The organism is Pontibacter akesuensis (genome assembly GCF_001611675.1).
Lineage (GTDB): Bacteria > Bacteroidota > Bacteroidia > Cytophagales > Hymenobacteraceae > Pontibacter > Pontibacter akesuensis.
On the sequence record NZ_CP014766.1, the window covers coordinates 3,126,898 to 3,143,866 of the forward strand.

14 protein-coding genes are annotated in these 16,969 nt (G+C 51.1%); 13 read left to right on the top strand and 1 reads right to left on the bottom strand.

Going from position 1 to position 16,969, the window contains the following annotated elements; translation table 11 throughout:
• Positions 1 to 22 precede the first annotated feature (22 nt).
• The 9 genes from cyoE (at position 23) to A0W33_RS13325 (ending at position 11,694) form a co-directional block, all read left to right on the top strand.
• Entirely contained in the window at positions 23 to 874 is an 852-nt protein-coding gene (gene cyoE / locus A0W33_RS13285) for a heme o synthase (protein ID WP_229802201.1), read from the top strand.
• A 9-nt stretch (positions 875 to 883) separates the two neighbouring features.
• Entirely contained in the window at positions 884 to 1,468 is a 585-nt protein-coding gene (locus tag A0W33_RS13290; protein ID WP_068838655.1) for a cytochrome c oxidase subunit 3, read from the top strand.
• 23 nt (positions 1,469 to 1,491) lie between these two features.
• The gene (locus A0W33_RS13295) at positions 1,492 to 2,238 is read left to right on the top strand and encodes a cytochrome c oxidase subunit 3 (RefSeq protein WP_068838656.1); all 747 of its coding nucleotides are present in this window, start codon (positions 1,492 to 1,494) and stop codon (positions 2,236 to 2,238) included.
• Between the two features lie 81 nt (positions 2,239 to 2,319).
• Positions 2,320 to 2,664, top strand: coding sequence for a cytochrome C oxidase subunit IV family protein (locus tag A0W33_RS13300; RefSeq protein ID WP_068838657.1), 345 nt, complete (start codon positions 2,320 to 2,322; stop codon positions 2,662 to 2,664).
• 55 nt (positions 2,665 to 2,719) lie between these two features.
• Positions 2,720 to 3,337, top strand: a complete 618-nt coding sequence (locus A0W33_RS13305) for an SCO family protein (protein WP_172798117.1) — start codon at positions 2,720 to 2,722, stop codon at positions 3,335 to 3,337.
• Positions 3,315 to 3,869: a DUF420 domain-containing protein gene (locus A0W33_RS13310; protein WP_068838659.1), complete on the top strand. Its 555-nt coding sequence runs from the start codon at positions 3,315 to 3,317 to the stop codon at positions 3,867 to 3,869. Before A0W33_RS13305 ends, A0W33_RS13310 begins: the two co-directional genes overlap by 23 nt.
• 29 nt (positions 3,870 to 3,898) lie before the next feature.
• A complete protein-coding gene (locus A0W33_RS13315; RefSeq protein ID WP_139237165.1) occupies positions 3,899 to 4,162 on the top strand; it encodes a hypothetical protein in 264 nt (87 codons plus the stop codon).
• 379 nt (positions 4,163 to 4,541) lie between these two features.
• Positions 4,542 to 8,213, top strand: coding sequence for a sensor histidine kinase (locus A0W33_RS13320; protein WP_244888604.1), 3,672 nt, complete (start codon positions 4,542 to 4,544; stop codon positions 8,211 to 8,213).
• On the top strand, positions 8,206 to 11,694 hold the full coding sequence (locus tag A0W33_RS13325; protein ID WP_139237164.1) for a hypothetical protein: 3,489 nt from the start codon (positions 8,206 to 8,208) through the stop codon (positions 11,692 to 11,694). The genes A0W33_RS13320 and A0W33_RS13325 overlap by 8 nt, the downstream gene beginning before the upstream one ends.
• Before the next feature lie 510 nt (positions 11,695 to 12,204).
• Here the strand turns inward: A0W33_RS13325 and rfaD are convergent.
• Complete coding sequence (rfaD, locus tag A0W33_RS13330) at positions 12,205 to 13,170, bottom strand: ADP-glyceromanno-heptose 6-epimerase (RefSeq protein ID WP_068838661.1); 966 nt, start codon at positions 13,168 to 13,170, stop codon at positions 12,205 to 12,207.
• Between the two features lie 86 nt (positions 13,171 to 13,256).
• On the opposite strand from rfaD, the gene A0W33_RS13335 reads away from it, so the two are divergent.
• The 4 genes from A0W33_RS13335 to lpxB all read left to right on the top strand — a co-directional run bounded on the left by A0W33_RS13335 (position 13,257) and on the right by lpxB (position 16,797).
• A complete protein-coding gene (locus A0W33_RS13335; RefSeq protein ID WP_229802186.1) occupies positions 13,257 to 14,165 on the top strand; it encodes an ABC transporter substrate-binding protein in 909 nt (302 codons plus the stop codon).
• Positions 14,162 to 15,172, top strand: a complete 1,011-nt coding sequence (locus A0W33_RS13340) for a FecCD family ABC transporter permease (RefSeq protein ID WP_229802189.1) — start codon at positions 14,162 to 14,164, stop codon at positions 15,170 to 15,172. Before A0W33_RS13335 ends, A0W33_RS13340 begins: the two co-directional genes overlap by 4 nt.
• Positions 15,173 to 15,595: a 6-pyruvoyl trahydropterin synthase family protein gene (locus tag A0W33_RS13345; RefSeq protein ID WP_068838662.1), complete on the top strand. Its 423-nt coding sequence runs from the start codon at positions 15,173 to 15,175 to the stop codon at positions 15,593 to 15,595. It begins immediately after the preceding gene.
• Between the two features lie 83 nt (positions 15,596 to 15,678).
• On the top strand, positions 15,679 to 16,797 hold the full coding sequence (gene lpxB, locus A0W33_RS13350) for a lipid-A-disaccharide synthase (protein ID WP_068838663.1): 1,119 nt from the start codon (positions 15,679 to 15,681) through the stop codon (positions 16,795 to 16,797).
• Positions 16,798 to 16,969: the final 172 nt, after the last annotated feature.

Consider the following 16,969-nt stretch of genomic DNA (forward strand, 5'->3'; position numbering starts at 1 on the left):
ACTACTGCAGCCATACGCTATGATGCATAAAGCAGCAGCATATTTCCAGTTACTGAAGTTCAGGCTAAGCTTAACTGTTGCTTTTTCTAGTGCCATTGGTTTTATACTTGGTTATCCCAATAGTAAGTGGTATGATATTGCGCTGGTGATGCTGGGGGGCATGTTGGTAACAGGATCCGCGAACATCATCAACCAGATCATAGAGAAGGACCTGGATAAGCTGATGAAGCGCACTGCCAAACGACCTTTGCCAACCGGGCAGGTAAGCGTACTGGAGGCCGTGGTGTTCTGTGTGCTGCTGGGTGTATCGGGGGCTGCTTTGCTTGCTTTATACTTTAACCCACTTGCGGCAGCGCTTTCTTTGCTTTCCCTTGTCCTGTACGGTTTCATCTATACGCCACTCAAGCAAATTAACCCGATCTGCGTTTTTGTTGGCGCAATCCCAGGGGCAATGCCTCCACTAATCGGGTGGGTGGCCGCTACCGGTTCCATCGATATACAGGCAATCATTTTATTCGGGATACAGTTTTTCTGGCAGTTCCCGCACTTTTGGGCCATTGCCTGGGTGCTGGATGATGACTATAAGAAAGCTGGTTTTAAGATGCTGCCAATGGCTGGTGGTAAAAACCTGAAAACAGCTATTCAGATTATGAGCTATACGCTTGTGCTGATACCGCTAAGCCTGCTGCCGTTGCAGTTTGGTATGACGGGAACAACATCAGCCATGATTGCGGTGATATGTGGTGTGCTGTTTCTGGCGCAGACGTTTTACCTGATGCGCACCTGCTCTAAAAAAGCGGCGATGAGCATCATGTTTGGATCTTTCCTGTATCTGCCCATTGTGCAGATAGCCTTTGTGTTAGATAAAATTTAAATTTCAGCTATGGCTAATGTTCCTATAGATAACCATAACAACTCTGGTGGGGTGCACCCACTAAAGTTTTCGCTGTGGTTGATTATTATAAGTATAATCATGATGTTTGCAGCTTTTACCAGCGCATACATCGTAAGGCGGGAGGAGGGAAACTGGTTAGAGTACGACCTGCCTTCTATTCTGCTGATCAACACCATCATTATCATTTTAAGCTCTGTTACGATGCAGCTGGCACATAACGCGGCAAGAAATGATAACATGAAGATGCTGAAGCTGATGCTGCTGCTGACGATCGGTTTGGGCATCGCTTTTCTGATCGGGCAGCTCAATGGATGGTCAGAACTGGTGGATAACAAAGTGTTCTTTGGCGGATCAGGAGCCAACCCTTCCGGCTCGTTTCTGTATGTACTTACAGGCGTGCACGGGTTTCACCTGGTAACCGGGCTTATCTTTGTGCTGATCGTGTTTTTCAGCAGCCTGAATTATAAAATCCATTCGAAGAACATGCTGCGGATACATTTGTGTACCGTTTACTGGCACTTTTTAGGTGGACTTTGGCTATATTTGTACATCTTCTTAAGAATAAATCACTAAACACGTTTTTCATTTAATAAACTATGTCTACTTCAACTCCGCTGGAAGTGCCTAACGCAGGTACATGGGATGGTGGCAATGAGCCATTGAAAGCGAGCTATGGTAAACTCATGATGTGGTTTTTCCTGCTATCAGATGCGTTTACTTTTGGGGCTCTTCTAACCGTTTATGGATTATCACGCCATAACCATATGCCTTATACCGGTGAGCCGGATGCATTTGTGTTTTCCACGCAGTGGTGGCCGATTCCTGAAAAAGTATACAATGCCTTCCCAGGTTTTCATGGAGTAGACCTGCCATTGGCGTTTGTGGCCTTAATGACCATGATCCTCATTCTTTCCTCCGTAACCATGGTACTTGCCGTCGAGGCCGGCCACCGCATGGACAAGAACGATGTGCAGAAGTGGTTACTTTGGACTATCCTTTTCGGGTCTATCTTCCTGGGTTGCCAGGCATGGGAGTGGGCTCACTTTATAACAGGTACTGAGGAGGGTATGGTATTGGCTGATGGTTCACGCATATTCGGGGCTAACATGACCTATAACCAGTACGGGCCTCCGCTGTTTGCAAACTTGTTCTTCTTTATTACAGGTTTCCACGGCACGCACGTTTTCTCTGGGGTAGTGCTGTTGATACTCATCTTCTTCAATACCGTGTTTGGCGTGTATGAGAAGCGAGGCCATTATGAGATGGTTGAGAAAGTAGGCCTTTACTGGCACTTTGTAGACCTGGTGTGGGTATTCGTATTCACGTTCTTCTACCTGATCTAATTTAGAGGCATAACAAAAGCCATTCCGCCTAAGTATAAAATACTAGCGGCGTGAACGCGAAAAAAAAGACATTCCTATATTATGGCACACCATACTACCGATAGCGACCTTCACCACCAGGGTGAAATACCAAAGGCTCAGACCAAAGCCATCTGGAAAACATTTGGCATACTTGTAGGCTTAACAGCGCTGGAGTTCGTGTTTGCGTTCTTCATGGAAGCTGGCACAGCCCGTAACGCCATCTTTATTATACTTACCCTGTTCAAGGCGTTTTACATTGTGGCGGAGTTCATGCACTTAAAGCATGAGACAAAGGGCCTGATCTGGTCCATCATTATCCCGCTTGCATTGCTGATATGGCTCATGGTAGCACTTCTTTCGGAAGGCAGCTATTACTTTGAATCCATAACGAACTACTTCAACTAAGTACATCTTATAAATGAAACCTTTAAAGGCACTAGTGTTAGGTCTCCTACTGCTAGTGCCTATTCTTATTTTTATCTTTATCAGTGTGTTTGGTGTTCACCATTTTTCACTGAAAACCTACTATCCCAAGCTCGATGAGCGGGGAGAGGTGGTGTACAATGCCGCCGGCGATACCGTTTTTCAGACGGTTCCTTATTTTGATTTCGTGTCGCAGCAGGGAGACAGCCTTAGCCAGACAGACCTGGACAGCACGATCTACGTCATCAGTTTCTTTGAGCCTTCCTGTCCGAATCCGTGCCAGGACCTGCTCTCTAAGCTGAAGCGGGTACACGATGCTTACGAAAACATCCCACAAGTAAAGTTTGTTTCTATCAGTGTAAGCCAACAGCAGGATAGTCTGCAACTGTTGCAACAGCTAAGCAACAGATTTGAGGCGCAGCCGGAGCGATGGTACTTCCTGACGGGTAGCCCGGCTGAAAGAGCGGATTTCCGTGAGGCTGTAACAATAGGCATGAGCGGTGATTCTACAGTTGCAGACAGTGGGGCAAGAATCATACTGGTGGATAAGCAAAAGCAGGTCCGCGGCATTTACGATGGTACAGGGAATAAGGAAATTGATCGCTTAAAATTAGAAATAAACGTTTTGCTGGATGACTACAGTAAGAGAAAATAGCGCAACGAACAGTAACGACAAGAAATTTCTGACGCTTATCGCCATCTTGTCGGTAGCCATACCCGTAGTGGTGGCGGTGCTTTTTTTTATGCCGAAAGCCAATAACCCGGGAGTAGATGTTTCTTATTTGCCAACCCTTCATGCCATACTCAACTCGCTCACTGCGGTGGCACTCGTTATCGGGTACTACAATGTGAAGCGTGGAAACGTGATGGTGCACCGCGGAGCCATGCTGGCGGCATTTAGTTTGTCGGCCATCTTCCTGGTTTCGTATGTTACCTACCATTTCCTGGGGCAGCGAACTATCTACGGCGGGGAAGGTGTTTTAAAGTACATCTATTACTTCGTGCTGCTCACGCATATTGTGTTGGCTGTCGTAATTGTTCCGCTGGTACTGTTGTCCGTATACTATGGTATCAGCAGCCAGTTGGCGCGCCACCGCCGCATCTCCAGATGGACCTTCCCGATCTGGCTGTACGTGGCCGTTACGGGTGTGCTGGTTTACCTGATGATATCGCCTTATTACACTTAATTTTTAAACGCTAGTTTACTTTAGATTTTATGAAAAACGGTTTGCGTAAAATCATAACAGTTTTAAGTATAGCATTCATATTTGTGTTTGCCACAACGGATGCCTACAGCCAGTGTGCCATGTGCCGTGCCACGGTGGAGTCGAACGTGGGCACCGGTAGCAAGGAGCCTGAGAACCAGGTTGGTTCTGGCTTGAACACGGGTATACTTTACCTGATGGCTATTCCGTATGTGTTAATCGGTGCCGTTGGTTTCCTATGGTACATGAATAACAAAAAGGCAAAAGCCAAATAATAATCAACCCTCTAAATTAATGGCCATCTTTCCTGCAGCAGCCTGTGCTGTAGGAAAGATGGCTTTTTTTTGTTCTCCTGTTTACCCAAGATAAGTATAGCCAGATACCTTTGAGATGGACATGTTTCATGGTATAAGAAGTAGCAAAAAGTACAACATTGGGCAGCTAGGTAAGGCAAAGGTTTTCTTCAGCAGCATCCGCTTCCAAAAGCCTGTAACTGGTAACTTTATATACATTCCTGGGCTGCGTTTACGCTTCAGGTGCAGCAAACCTTAGCATGATTCTTGCGCATGTGGCGGTTGTGCCGCGTTTTGCTTAAATTCGTGGATAAACCGCATTGCCTTGGATCGGAAAGCTACTCTTCTGTTTTTTTTAGTGATGATGCTGCTGTGCTTTCTGGCGACAGCAGTTCTGTATTTTGGCATTCCGGCATCGCTGCAGACAAAGGAGGATTACAAGGCAGAGGCACGGGAAATTGAGCAAAGCGTGCAGCATTGCATTGAAGAAGCGCATACTCAGGCGGCGCAGTTGGCCCCTAAACTCGGCAAAAACACTATTCATTTTTCTGCCCTTTTAAAAGCCTCAGAGTACCCGGTGCTCATTTACCGCTCTGGTAAACTGGTATTCTGGTCGAACCACTCCATCGTGCCGCAGGTGAGCCTGCCCTCTCCACTTAAAACCCCGACGGCAATCGAAAATGAGTATGGCCGTTTTGTGGTTGTGCCGCACCAGGTTCGGGAGTATGAGGTGGATGTATATATTCCGCTGCAGGTAGATTACCAACTGGATTACGCATACCTCACACCAAAACTGGATGAGGATGTTTTTAGTGAAATGTGCGTGCAATTGATTCTGGATGCCGATGCTCCATTGCCGCACGTGCGCACCTACGATGGCCAGTTCCTTTTTGCGCTTGACTTTGACAAAAGCCGCAATACGGCCAAGATGGACCGGCTGGAGTTGGCGTTGCTAACCTTTGGATTGCTGTTTTATGTGTTGTTCGCCGTAGCCTTGTGCCGGCGTTACGTGCGGCGGCACGCCTATAGCAAGGGAGTGCTGGTGCTGCTAGCGCTGCTGATATCGATGCGCCTGTTGCTGCTGGTGCTCAACCTTCCGTTTGCTTTCGGCGAGGTGGAGCTGTTTGACCCAAGGTTCTATGCGGCCTCCATCTGGTCGCCTTCGGTAGGCGATCTGCTGCTGAACATGCTGCTATTGCTGGTGGTGGCAGGCAGCTGCCTATACTTATTTATCCGCAACAGGGCCGTTTCCCGCATAGCGCTGTTGCCGCAGGAGAAAACGCAGCCGCTGCTGGTGGCCTGCATGCTGCTCTTCTTTTTTCTGCTGCTGCTGCTTTTCCGCTTTTACTATAACATTTACCACAACACCCCGCTGGTGCTTGACATCACCCGCTCCCTTGATTTTACAAGATACCGGATTCTGATGTACGGCATTATGCTGGTGCATACACTGGCGCTGTGCATGTTCACGTACATGCTGGCTACGGTGGTGTCGGTGCTGGTGCCGAAGGAACCTTCTACCGGGCCGTACAAGCTGTTGCTGCTGATAGCCGGTATTCTGCTGATGCTGACAGGCTGGTTTGTGACGGAGCTGTTTACGGTGGTTTTCGTGGGCTTCGTTTTCTGGGCCATTATCATCTTTGCGGCGCAGCACCAGAATGCGGTAAGTATGGCTTACCGGACGTACCTGTTTTTCTTTTTGGTTGTGATCGTGAGTGCCATCACGGGCGCCATGTCGTTGTTTTCGCATTACCACAACGACCTGAAGACGTACAAGCAGAACCTTGCTTTCAATATCCTGCAGGATAACGACGTGCTGGGCGAGTACCAACTAAACCAGGTGGCGACCCAGATCGCCTCAGACGAGCTGATACAGTCGAAGATGATGGGACCGTATGTGGATGCTTTTTTCATCAAGCGTAAAATTACAAAGCAGTACCTGAACGAGTACTTCGACAAGTATGAGATCAGCGTGCTGCTTTTCGACGGGAACGGCAGGACACTGGAAAGCGCCGACACAACGGCCACTACACTGCAGGAGCTGCGACGCCAGTTCGATCAGCCCGGTACGCAGACAGAACATGAAAACCTATTCCTGCTGAAGGACCCGATGCGCTATAACGCGCGCGTGTACCTCAAGCTGATTCAGGTGCCGCTCGGCAACAGGCAGACCGGGACAATTGCGCTGCGCCTTACGCTGAAGAAGCTCTTGCCGAACAGCGTAGTGCCGGAACTTCTCACCGACCAGAAGTATGACCAGCCGTTCCGCCGCGACATGCTGAGCTACGCCATTTACGATGACACCAAACTGCGCTACAGCGAAGGCGAGTACGATTACGCCACAAACTTCAATCCCTATTTGCTGGAAAAGGAGGAGTTTTACCGCCAGGGTCTGGCGCACGGTAACTACCACCATTTCGGCGTACAGAGCAGCAAAGGACATGTTCTCATTATCACCACCGAGAAGTATGGCAGCCGGGAAGTACTGTCTAATTTCTCGTTTTTGTTCTTGCTGTTCCTGGGAGGGTTGATTCTGAGCGGTATGTTATACTTGCTGGTACGGCGACGGCATTTGCGCCCGTTCAGCCCGAACTTCAGCACCAAGATTCAGATTTTCCTCAATTTCGGAATTCTGCTTCCGATGCTGCTCATCAGCGTCACCACGGCCAGCCTGGTAACTGCCTCCTATAAAAAAGACCTGATGCAGACGTACGAGCAGCGGGGAGAGGCGATACAGGATTATCTGTCGCAGCAACTTAGCCAGCGTTTGCTGCAAAGCCCCGAGCAATTGCAGCAAAGTATAGCCGACATCGCGGCCATCTCTGAAACCGATATTAACCTGTACGACCGGCACGGCAAACTGCTGGTCACCAGTCAACCGCTGATTTTTGAGGCGGGGCTACTTTCTAAGTTGGTGAATCCGGAAGCCTTTGCGGCCATTTCGGAACGGCAGGCGCTCAGGGTGCTGCTGGAGGAGCAAACCGGCAATTTAAGCTTCAATGCTATTTACCTGCCGCTCCGTTACGAGAGCAATCCAGCCGAGCTAGCCGGCTTTATCGGCATTCCGTTTTTTGACTCTGAAAAGGAGTTGGACCTGAAGCTGATTGAGCTGGTGACAACCACCATGAACATTTTCACGGTGATGTTCATCACGTTCATGGTGCTCACCTTCTTTGCCTCCCGCGCCCTGACCGTGCCGCTGCGCATGCTGGCTGATAAGCTAAACCGCACTTCGCTGACAGGGAAAAATGAAATGCTGGCCTACAAAGGAGCCGATGAAATAGGAATGCTGGTGAACGAGTACAACCGCATGCTGCTCACGCTGGAGCAGAACAAGCAGGACTTGGCCATGCAGGAGAAGGAGGCGGCCTGGCGCGAGATGGCCCGTCAGGTGGCGCACGAAATAAAGAACCCGCTTACGCCGATGAAGCTCTCGCTGCAGTACTTGCAGAAGGCGATTGCTGAAAAACGGCCGAACACAGAGCAGCTGATTGATAAGATTTCGCACACGCTGATCACGCAGATCAATATCCTGAACGACATTGCCTCTTCGTTCTCCAGCTTCACGGCTATGCCCGAGCCGAAGGCAGAGCCAATTGATGTGGCGGCCGCCCTGCACAAAGCAGCTGATCTGCACAACGATCCGGCCACTGCCATACTTACCAAAGCCATTCCGGCTCAGCCGGTAATCGTGAAGTCAGACGAGAGTTTGATGGTACGTACCTTCAATAACCTGCTGCTGAACGCTATTCAGTCGGTGCCGGCCAGCCGGAAGCCGGACATCCGCGTGAAACTGGAACTGCAACCTGCCCGCGAGGTGTTAATCTCGATCAGAGATAATGGCAGCGGTATACCACAAGATATTCAGAGTAAGGTGTTTATCCCGAATTTCAGTACGAAGTATACTGGCTCGGGTATTGGGCTTGCTGTGGCCAAACGCGGCATCGAGAATGCCGGCGGGCGCATCTGGTTTGAAACCGAGGAAGGCAAAGGCACGGTCTTCTATATTCTTTTACCGCTGGCAGATGAATAGGAGGGGCTTGCTCCTGTTGCTGTGGCTGTGCGGCTTTAGCCTGCCGCTGCTCGCACAGTCGCCGGTGAGCAACCAGCGTTGCAAATGGATACCCGTTTCCGCTATGCCGCAGCAGTTGGATACGCTGACCTTGCTGCCCAGCACCATCACACTGCACCATCCCAGGCAGGAGCAGTTCACCTACAACTACAATTATACTTACAACACCTTCACGCTGACGGCTTTTCCGCCTCCCGATTCCGTGGCCCTCGACTCGCTTGGCACCATGCAGGCCTTGCCCGATTCGCTATTGGTGTGCTTCCGGGTGATGCCGCTGAACCTGACGCAGCCTGCTTCCAGGCGCGATATTACCAAGCTGGAAATGGAGTCGTTTCAAAAGGGCTTTTACCAGGAGGACATCAACACCAAGGAAGAGATCTTCAGCACGCCCGGACTGAACAAGACAGGCAGCATTTCGCGGGGCGTGTCGTTTGGCAACACGCAGAATGTGTTTGTAAACTCGGCCCTGAACCTGCAGCTGGATGGTAAAATAACAGATGATATAAGTATAACGGCCGCCATCACGGATCAGAATATTCCGTTTCAGCCGGAGGGGAACACACAGCAGCTGCAGGAGTTTGACAGGGTATACATCACACTCAAGCACCGGCTCTGGCAACTGACAGCGGGTGATGTGGTGCTGCGAAGTCCTCCATCCTACTTCATGCAGTTTTACAAGAACGTGCAGGGCGGCGCCTTTAGCTATACCTTGGGCAAGGACCCGGAGCGGCAGGGCGTAACCTCGGTGGCGGCCTCGGTGTCGAAAGGGAAGTTTGCCTCGCAGGTGATTCCGGCACAGGAGGGCGTGCTGGGGCCATACCGTTTGCGGGGGCCAAACAATGAACTGTTCCTGATTGTGCTTGCCAACTCGGAGCGGGTTTTCCTGGACGGCGTGCTGCTGCGGCGCGGCTATGACTTTGACTATGTGATCGATTACAACCAGGCAGAGATCACCTTCACTACGCGCCACGTCATCACCAAGAACTCCAGGATTAAGGTTGATTTTGAGTACTCGGACCAGAACTACAGCCGCGGCATCTACAACCTAAGCCATTACCAGAACATCGGAAAGCTGAAAGTATACGGTAACTATTACAACGAGAGCGACAACCCAAACAGTCTGCTGAACCTGAGCCTCGGTCCTGAGCAGAAGCGGCTGCTGTCGGGTATAGGCGATAGCCTGCAATTGGCTATTTCGTCTGGCGCCGATAGTGTGGGTTATGATCCGGGGCAGGTACTGTATGCCCGGCAGGATTCGGTGTATGACAACGGGCTAAGCACGGCTTCCATCTATGTTTTCTCATCCGATCCGGAGCGGGCGTACTATAACGTGAGTTTTACCAACGTAGGACCGGGCAACGGCGACTATGTTGCGGTAAATGGGGCTGTGAACGGTAGAGCCTACCGGTGGGTGGCACCTATCAACGGGGTGCAGCAGGGGAGTTATGCGCCCGTGCGGGTATTGCCCACGCCACGAAAAAAGCAGCTGGTTACGTTTGGCGGTAATTATGAGCTGCAAAAGGGTGTTAGCTTTTTTGCAGAGGGTGCCGTGTCGGAGCATGACCTGAACCGCTTCTCAGACCTGGATGCCGGAGATGACCAGGGCAAAGGGCTGCGGTTGGGCTATGCGGTGCAGGACCAGGAGCTGCAGTTCCTGGGCAAGTATAAATTGAACAGCACCCTGAATTACGAGTACACAGATGAATACTTTGAGCCGATCGACCGTTACCGCCCCATTGAGTTTGACCGGAACTGGAGCTTGAATCCTACTGAGAAGGCCGAAGACCATATCTTTAACTTTTCGGTGGGAGCCGCACAAAATCCCGCTAACCTGATAAACTACCGCATCAGCCGCCGCGCACGGGAGGAGCAGCTGGATGGGGTACAGCATTATCTGGATGTGATGAAACAGCTGGGAAAGGTGGAGTTGCGCAATCATTTTTTTCTGCTGAACAGCACGCAGGGCGATCGGGAGTCGCAGTGGTACCGGGGCGATGTTAACGTGGAGTATGATTTCGGTAAGCTATCGCCCGGCTATACTTTTAGCTTCGATAAAAACCGCATCACCGCCCTTGGCACGGACTCGGTAGTAGGTTCTGCACAGTATTTTGAGCAGCACCTGGTCTACCTGGAGAACGGCGACACCACCAAGACCAAGTTCCGCCTCGACTACGCCCACCGCACCGATCGGTTTCCATCAGGCTACGGCACTATGGGCTGGCCAGAAGTAGGGCAAACCTTTAATGCCGTCCTGCAAAAGCGCCTGAGCCCTGATCAGGACCTGTTGGTGCAGGGAACGTACCGTAAGCTGGATGTGGTGAACGGCAAGAACGAGGAAACGATTCAGTCGCGGGTAGATTGGAACGGAAACTTCCTTTCAGGGGCGCTGCGCTCGGAACTTAGTTACGCTACTGGCACCGGGCGCGAGTTGAAGCGCATTTACATCTTCCAGGAGACGCTGCCGGGGCAGGGCACACATTACCTGCGCGACGAAGGAGATCCCAACAACCTGAACGATTACCTGGAGGCGCAGACTGTGGACCAGCGCCGTTTCATCAAAATATACCTGCCCACCGATGAGTACGTGAATGCCTACACCAACACTTTTACCTACCGCCTCACCACCACGGCGCCCCGCGGCTGGGCAGCAGAACCGGGCCTGAAGGCAAAACTCTCTAATTTTTCGATGCTCTCCTTTGTGAGCATCAACAAAAAAACAACGGAGAGCGATTTGAGCCAGCGCTTTAACCCGTTTAGCCTGGAGGTGGAGGATGCTTTTCTGCTGTCGCTGGTGAAGCAGTTGCGCCACACGGTATACTTTAACCGAAGCAACCCCAAGTACGGCCTGGAGTATACGGTACAGCAAAACCAGCAGAAGCAACTGCTGACAAACGGCACCGAAACCCGAAATGTGCTCATGCACAATGTGCTGGGCCGACTGAACCTGAATGAGGTGCTAAGTACGCAGTTAAACTTTGGCTACAACGTAAGGGAGAACCAATCAAATTTCCTGACTTCGAAAAACTTTAAGATACAGACAAGGGAGCTGTCGCCGGAGCTGGCGTACCAACCCAGCACCATTCTGCGCTTTACGGGCAAGTACCAATACTCTATCAAGCAGGATGTACTGCCGTCAGCCGAAACTGAGCAGGAGGGCATATTCCATGAGCTGGGGCTGGAAACAAAGCTAAGCCAGGTGGGCAAGCGCACTTTGGCAGGCAACATCAAGTACGTGAACATTGTGTTCGACGGCGACCAGGCTTCTTATGTGGGCTATGAGTTACTCAACGCGCTGCGCCCGGGCAACAACATGACCTGGTCGCTGGTGCTGCAGCAGCGCCTCAGCAACGGCCTCAACATTTCGCTGAACTATGATGGCCGCAAAGCCAACGGCGTCGGAGCCGTGCACACTGGGCGTACGCAGGTGTCGGTGCTGTTTTAGGATGAAAGTTTTTGGACGAACTTATTTTGTTGCTTGAACAAGGATGTAGAGTTCTCGCCTCTGATTACTCTAGGTAGGGGAATATTCAGCAGTAGTAAAACACCCCTGTAGTCCCCTCAAGGGGACACTTGAACTTCTTGCATAGCTACAGTTTTGGCTAACTTAACTATTTCCAGTCCTTGGGTAGAGCGCCTTGTAATTGATGCGGTGCCCGTAAGGGCAGCCTGCAGCGTAGCTGTGGCAGCTTCAATTGCACAGCGCGATGCCCGAGGACGAGGCCTCGCGGCCGTGAGCGCTCCAAAGCTTGAGGTGAAACGTTTGGTGTTTGGGAACTAGAGGATCAGCAGTAACTAGAAAGAATAGCTTGTTTCAAATTACAGACTGCAGCGACTACGAAAGTACAAGCTAACAATCAGTGTAGTGGCAAGCAGATCAACAGAAACTAAAACAGCTCACATACGCGAAGTGAGCTGTTTTAGTACGTCTGAACTATAACCCTCCATAGATAGCTTAGTAGTACTTACCTGGAATCAGGTAGTTCTTCACGTAATCATTTACACCTTCTTCCAAAGTATAAAAAGGCCTTTGGTACCCGATGGAGCGCAGCTTGCTCATGTTGGCTTCCGTAAAGTACTGGTAATTGTCCCGAATGCTTAGGGGCGTATCCATGAAGTCGATGTCAGGGGCTACACCCATGGCATCAAACGTATTGAGGGCAAGGGCCATAAAGGTGCGGGCCTTGCCGGAGCCCAGGTTGTAGATTCCGGAGTTCTTGCGGTGGTGCATCAGGAACATACATACTTCCACAACATCCTTTACATACACAAAGTCACGCATCTGTTCGCCGTCGGCGTAATCAGGGTTGTGCGAGCGGAACAGCGTCATGCTGCCTTTCTCTTTGATCTGGTTATAAGTATGGTAAATGACAGAGGCCATTTTGCCTTTGTGGTACTCGTTTGGGCCATACACATTAAAGAACTTCAGGCCAGCCCAGAAGAAAGGTTTCGCCGTTTGCTCCAGCGCCCAAATATCGAAATCGTTCTTGGAATCGCCGTAGGGGTTGAGTGGCTTTAACAGCGGAATGGTTGCCTCGTTGTCGTCGTAGCCGAGGGTGCCGGAGCCGTAAGTGGCAGCAGAAGAAGCATACACCAGCGGAATCTGGTACTCGCAGCAGGCATTCCACACTTGCTTGGAGTAGTTCAGGTTCAGCAGGTCGAACACGTCTTTGTTGAACTCGGTGGTATCGGTGCGGGCGCCCAGGTGGAAAATGAACTCCACTTCCTCGTAGTGGGCGTCGAGCCAGTCGAAGAAGTTTTCGCGGTCCACGAATTCCTTTATTTTCTTGCCCTTCAGGTTGTTTTCCTTTTTAGCAATGGAGAAATTGTCCACCACCACGATATCGTTGAAATTGTCCTGGTTCAGCCTGCCCACGAGACAGCTGGGAATAAAACCGGCGGCGCCTGTTACTACAATCATGTTTCTTTGTTAAGCCTGTAACTAAAATTGCGCTAAATTTACAAAAATAAACTGAGCCGCTCGTGTTCATACGGGCAACCTATACTTTGGAACGAACAAGACGCCACCTTTCTACCATCTTCCCCATACTTGCCCTTTTCCTTTTGCTGCTATCTTGCCAGCCGGAAGCAAAGGAAGGGCAGGAGCAGCTGGTGCTAAAAGATGATCTGGGCCGCGAGCTTATACTTGAACGGAAGCCACAGCGGGTTTTCTCCTTTGCCTCCTCCATGACTGAAATGCTGTTCGCTGTACTCGACACCAGCAGCATCATCGCCCGCACTCCTCACGATGATTATCCGGCAGCGGCACTGCAAAAACCGTTGGTCAGCAATTATCCTGTTGATTACGAGCAGGTGCTGGCGCTGAAGCCAGATTTAGTGTTTACCGTGGAGGGCATCACACCCCTAGAAGTGGCCGAGCGCTTGCAAGAACTGGGTGTGCCGGTATACTACCAGAAGTATAGAACGGTGGAGGATATCTTTACGGGGCTGGAGGATATTGGCCGCATCATGGGACGTGAGCAGCAGGCAAAGCAGCTAACTGACTCACTACGGCAGGAGGTGGCACAACTTAAAAATCGGCACCAGCAGCAAAAGCAGGACCCGCAGCGGGTGCTGGCCATCACCTGGAGCGACCCGATTTACGTGTATGGGCAGAACACGATCTTCACGGATAAGCTGCGCCTGCTTGGGGCCGAGAATGCCGTTCAGGAAGTTTTTGAACAGCCTTACCCACCGCTCACCCGCGAGTACATTCTCAAACTGAACCCCGACGTGCTGCTGGGTGGCACAAAAGAAGAACTAGAGGAGAAGTTTTTCAACCTGTACCCTGAGCTGCGTAAAATAAAGGCCTATCAAAACAACCGCATCTACAACCCAACCGACAACCTGATGTCGCGGCCGGGGCCACGGGTGGTGGAGTCGTTGCGGGAACTGGAGAGCTTTCTTTATCCATGATGCAGCGCAGCCTATACTTCATACTTGCCCTGCTGCTCATTCTAGTGGTGCTGGTGCTGGGGCTGCATGTTGGCTCCTTCGATACCGACGCCGCTATCATATTTGACACCTTCTTCCATTACAATCCGGCAGACACCACACAGTTTGCCATACTTCACCTGCGCTTCCCGCGGCTTATACTTGCCCTGGTGGTAGGCGCCTCACTCGCTTTCTGTGGTTACCTGATGCAGGCGATGGTGAACAACGGCCTTGCTGATCCATACTTGCTGGGCACCGCCTCCGGAGCCTCACTCGGAGCCGTGATTGTATTTTTTGGCTTTGTGCCGATGTCGGTGTTGGGCGTGTACCTGCCGCCGGTGTTTGCGCTGGCTGGCGCTTTCCTGGTCACGCTGGTGGTGGTGCTTTTAGGTTACCGCAAGCGTCAGATCATTCCGGCGCAGTTGCTTTTAGCGGGCATTGCCCTAAGTGCACTGGTCACGTCAATAGTTGGCCTATTAACCTTCCTGTCGGATTCAGAGGGCAAACTGCGGTCGGTGGTGTTCTGGTCGATGGGCAGCTTTGAAAGGGCCAGCTGGAGTTTGGTGCCTTATCCGGCTGTAGCCCTGCTGCTGGCGCTGCTGTTCTTCGCCTTTTACCAGAAACAGCTAAACATACTATTGCTCGGGGAGGAGCGGGCGCAGGCGCTGGGCGTGCAGGTGGCGCGCACCCGCTGGGTGATCCTAGGCACGGTGTCGGTGGTGACGGGTTTTGCCGTGGCTACCTCGGGGCCCATCGGCTTTGTGGGCCTGATTATTCCGCACGTCACGCGGGGGCTGCTTGGCACAACCGGCCGGGCCAACCTGCTATTCTGCGCATTTGTGGGTGGTTTATTTATGCTGCTGTGCGATTTGCTTTCCAGAATAATATATCCGCCTGCTGGTTTGCCAATTGGGATCATTACTTCGTTTTTTGGTGTTCCTTTCTTCGTATATTTGCTCTTCAAAAAGAATTACAATTTCAGAGGATAGATGATTTACGTTAGCAGGTTAGAGCACTTCAACGCAGCCCACAAGCTGTTTAACCCGAACTGGTCGTTGGCAAAGAACAAGGAGGTTTTCGGGCCATGTGCCAATACCAACTGGCATGGGCACAATTACGAGCTGATCGTGACGGTTAAGGGCAAGCCCGATCCGGACACAGGCTTTGTGATCGACCTTAAGAAATTAAGCACGCTCATCCGCACCCACATCATCGACAAGGTAGACCACAAGAACCTGAACCTCGACGTGGCCTTCATGGAAGACAAGTTGGCCAGCACCGAGAACCTGGTGGTGGAATTCTGGAAAATTCTGGAGCCGCGTGTGCGTGAAATCTCTAACAATATTGCCACCTTGCACAGCCTGAAGCTGTACGAAACCCCGCGCAATTACGTAGAGTACTTCGGAGAATAAAATCAGGTGTGGCTGCAGGCCATACTTCTCCCCGGCTGTCGGCACAATGCCCGACCGGCTGAATTCAAACGCATACCAATCGCATGAAATATTACATTATAGCCGGTGAACGCTCCGGCGACCTGCACGCATCAAACCTTATTAAGCAGCTACGGAAGCAAGATCCGGAGGCGCAGGTGAGAGGGTGGGGTGGTGATATGATGCAGGAGGCAGGGATGGACCTGGTGCGCCATTACCAAGAGATGGCCTTTATGGGCTTTCTGGAGGTAATTAAAAACCTGCCAAAAGTATTAGGCTTCCTAAGCGAGGCAAAGGCCGACATGAAGCGTTACCAGCCGGATGTGGTGGTGCTGGTGGATTATGCCGGTTTTAACATGCGCATTGCCCGCTTTGCCAAAAAGCAGGGTATCAAAGTTTTCTACTACATCTCCCCTAAAATATGGGCATGGAACCAGGGGCGCGTGCACGGCATCAAAAAAGCAGTGGATCGTATGTTCGTGATCATGCCCTTTGAGGAGGACTTCTACGGCCGCTTCAATTACAAAGTAGATTACGTGGGCAACCCGGTCAACGATTCGGTAACCGACCATGTGCCAACCACCGACTTCAGGCTTAAGAACAAGCTCTACAATAATAAACCTATCATTGCCCTGCTTCCCGGAAGCCGCAAGCAGGAGATAGAGAACATGCTCGATGTGATGCTAAGCGTGTTGCCGTCTTTCCGCGATTACCAGTTTGTAGTGGCAGGCGTGAGCAACTTTCCGAAAGAGTATTACGAGCAGTACAACAAGGATACGAACATCAAGATTGTTTACGACCAAACCTACGACCTGCTGGCAAGCGCCAAGGCTGCCCTGGTAACATCAGGTACAGCAACACTGGAAACTGCGCTTTTCGGGGTGCCGCAGGTGGTTTGCTACAAAACCAGTCCTGTTTCCTATGCCATTGCCAAAAGGGTGATCAAGGTGCCTTACATTTCACTGGTGAACCTGATTGCCGATAAGCCCGTGGTTACTGAACTGATCCAGGATGATTTCACTGCCAAGCAAATTGTGGCCGAGCTGAAGAAGGTGCTGTTCGATAATTACTATGCCAAAAAGCAGCAGGAGGGGTATGCGCTCGTCCGCGAGAAGATCGGAAAGTTCCGGACAGCCGAGCGCGCCGCTGAACTGATGGTGCAGTACCTGCAGGAAGAAAAGTAGCTAGGCCTTCACAGTAGTGTTAATCCGCACCTTGTCATCCTGAAAGGATCTTGTTTGCGAAGCGCAAAAGCAGTTGTGGCTCGCCCACAAGTTCCTTTCGGGATGACAATCTAAAATAAAAACAATTCTTTGATGCTTTGCAGTTAAGAGTTTGCTGCGTTGGGGCGAGGTC

Coding starts and splice junctions, on each gene's coding strand:
- cyoE (WP_229802201.1), top strand. CDS start 23: ATGCATAAAGCAGCAGCATATTTCCAGTTACTGAAGTTCAGGCTAAGC.
- A0W33_RS13290 (WP_068838655.1), top strand. CDS start 884: ATGGCTAATGTTCCTATAGATAACCATAACAACTCTGGTGGGGTGCAC.
- A0W33_RS13295 (WP_068838656.1), top strand. CDS start 1,492: ATGTCTACTTCAACTCCGCTGGAAGTGCCTAACGCAGGTACATGGGAT.
- A0W33_RS13300 (WP_068838657.1), top strand. CDS start 2,320: ATGGCACACCATACTACCGATAGCGACCTTCACCACCAGGGTGAAATA.
- A0W33_RS13310 (WP_068838659.1), top strand. CDS start 3,315: ATGACTACAGTAAGAGAAAATAGCGCAACGAACAGTAACGACAAGAAA.
- A0W33_RS13315 (WP_139237165.1), top strand. CDS start 3,899: ATGAAAAACGGTTTGCGTAAAATCATAACAGTTTTAAGTATAGCATTC.
- A0W33_RS13320 (WP_244888604.1), top strand. CDS start 4,542: ATGATGCTGCTGTGCTTTCTGGCGACAGCAGTTCTGTATTTTGGCATT.
- A0W33_RS13325 (WP_139237164.1), top strand. CDS start 8,206: ATGAATAGGAGGGGCTTGCTCCTGTTGCTGTGGCTGTGCGGCTTTAGC.
- rfaD (WP_068838661.1), bottom strand. CDS start 13,170: ATGATTGTAGTAACAGGCGCCGCCGGTTTTATTCCCAGCTGTCTCGTG.
- A0W33_RS13340 (WP_229802189.1), top strand. CDS start 14,162: ATGATGCAGCGCAGCCTATACTTCATACTTGCCCTGCTGCTCATTCTA.
- A0W33_RS13345 (WP_068838662.1), top strand. CDS start 15,173: ATGATTTACGTTAGCAGGTTAGAGCACTTCAACGCAGCCCACAAGCTG.
- lpxB (WP_068838663.1), top strand. CDS start 15,679: ATGAAATATTACATTATAGCCGGTGAACGCTCCGGCGACCTGCACGCA.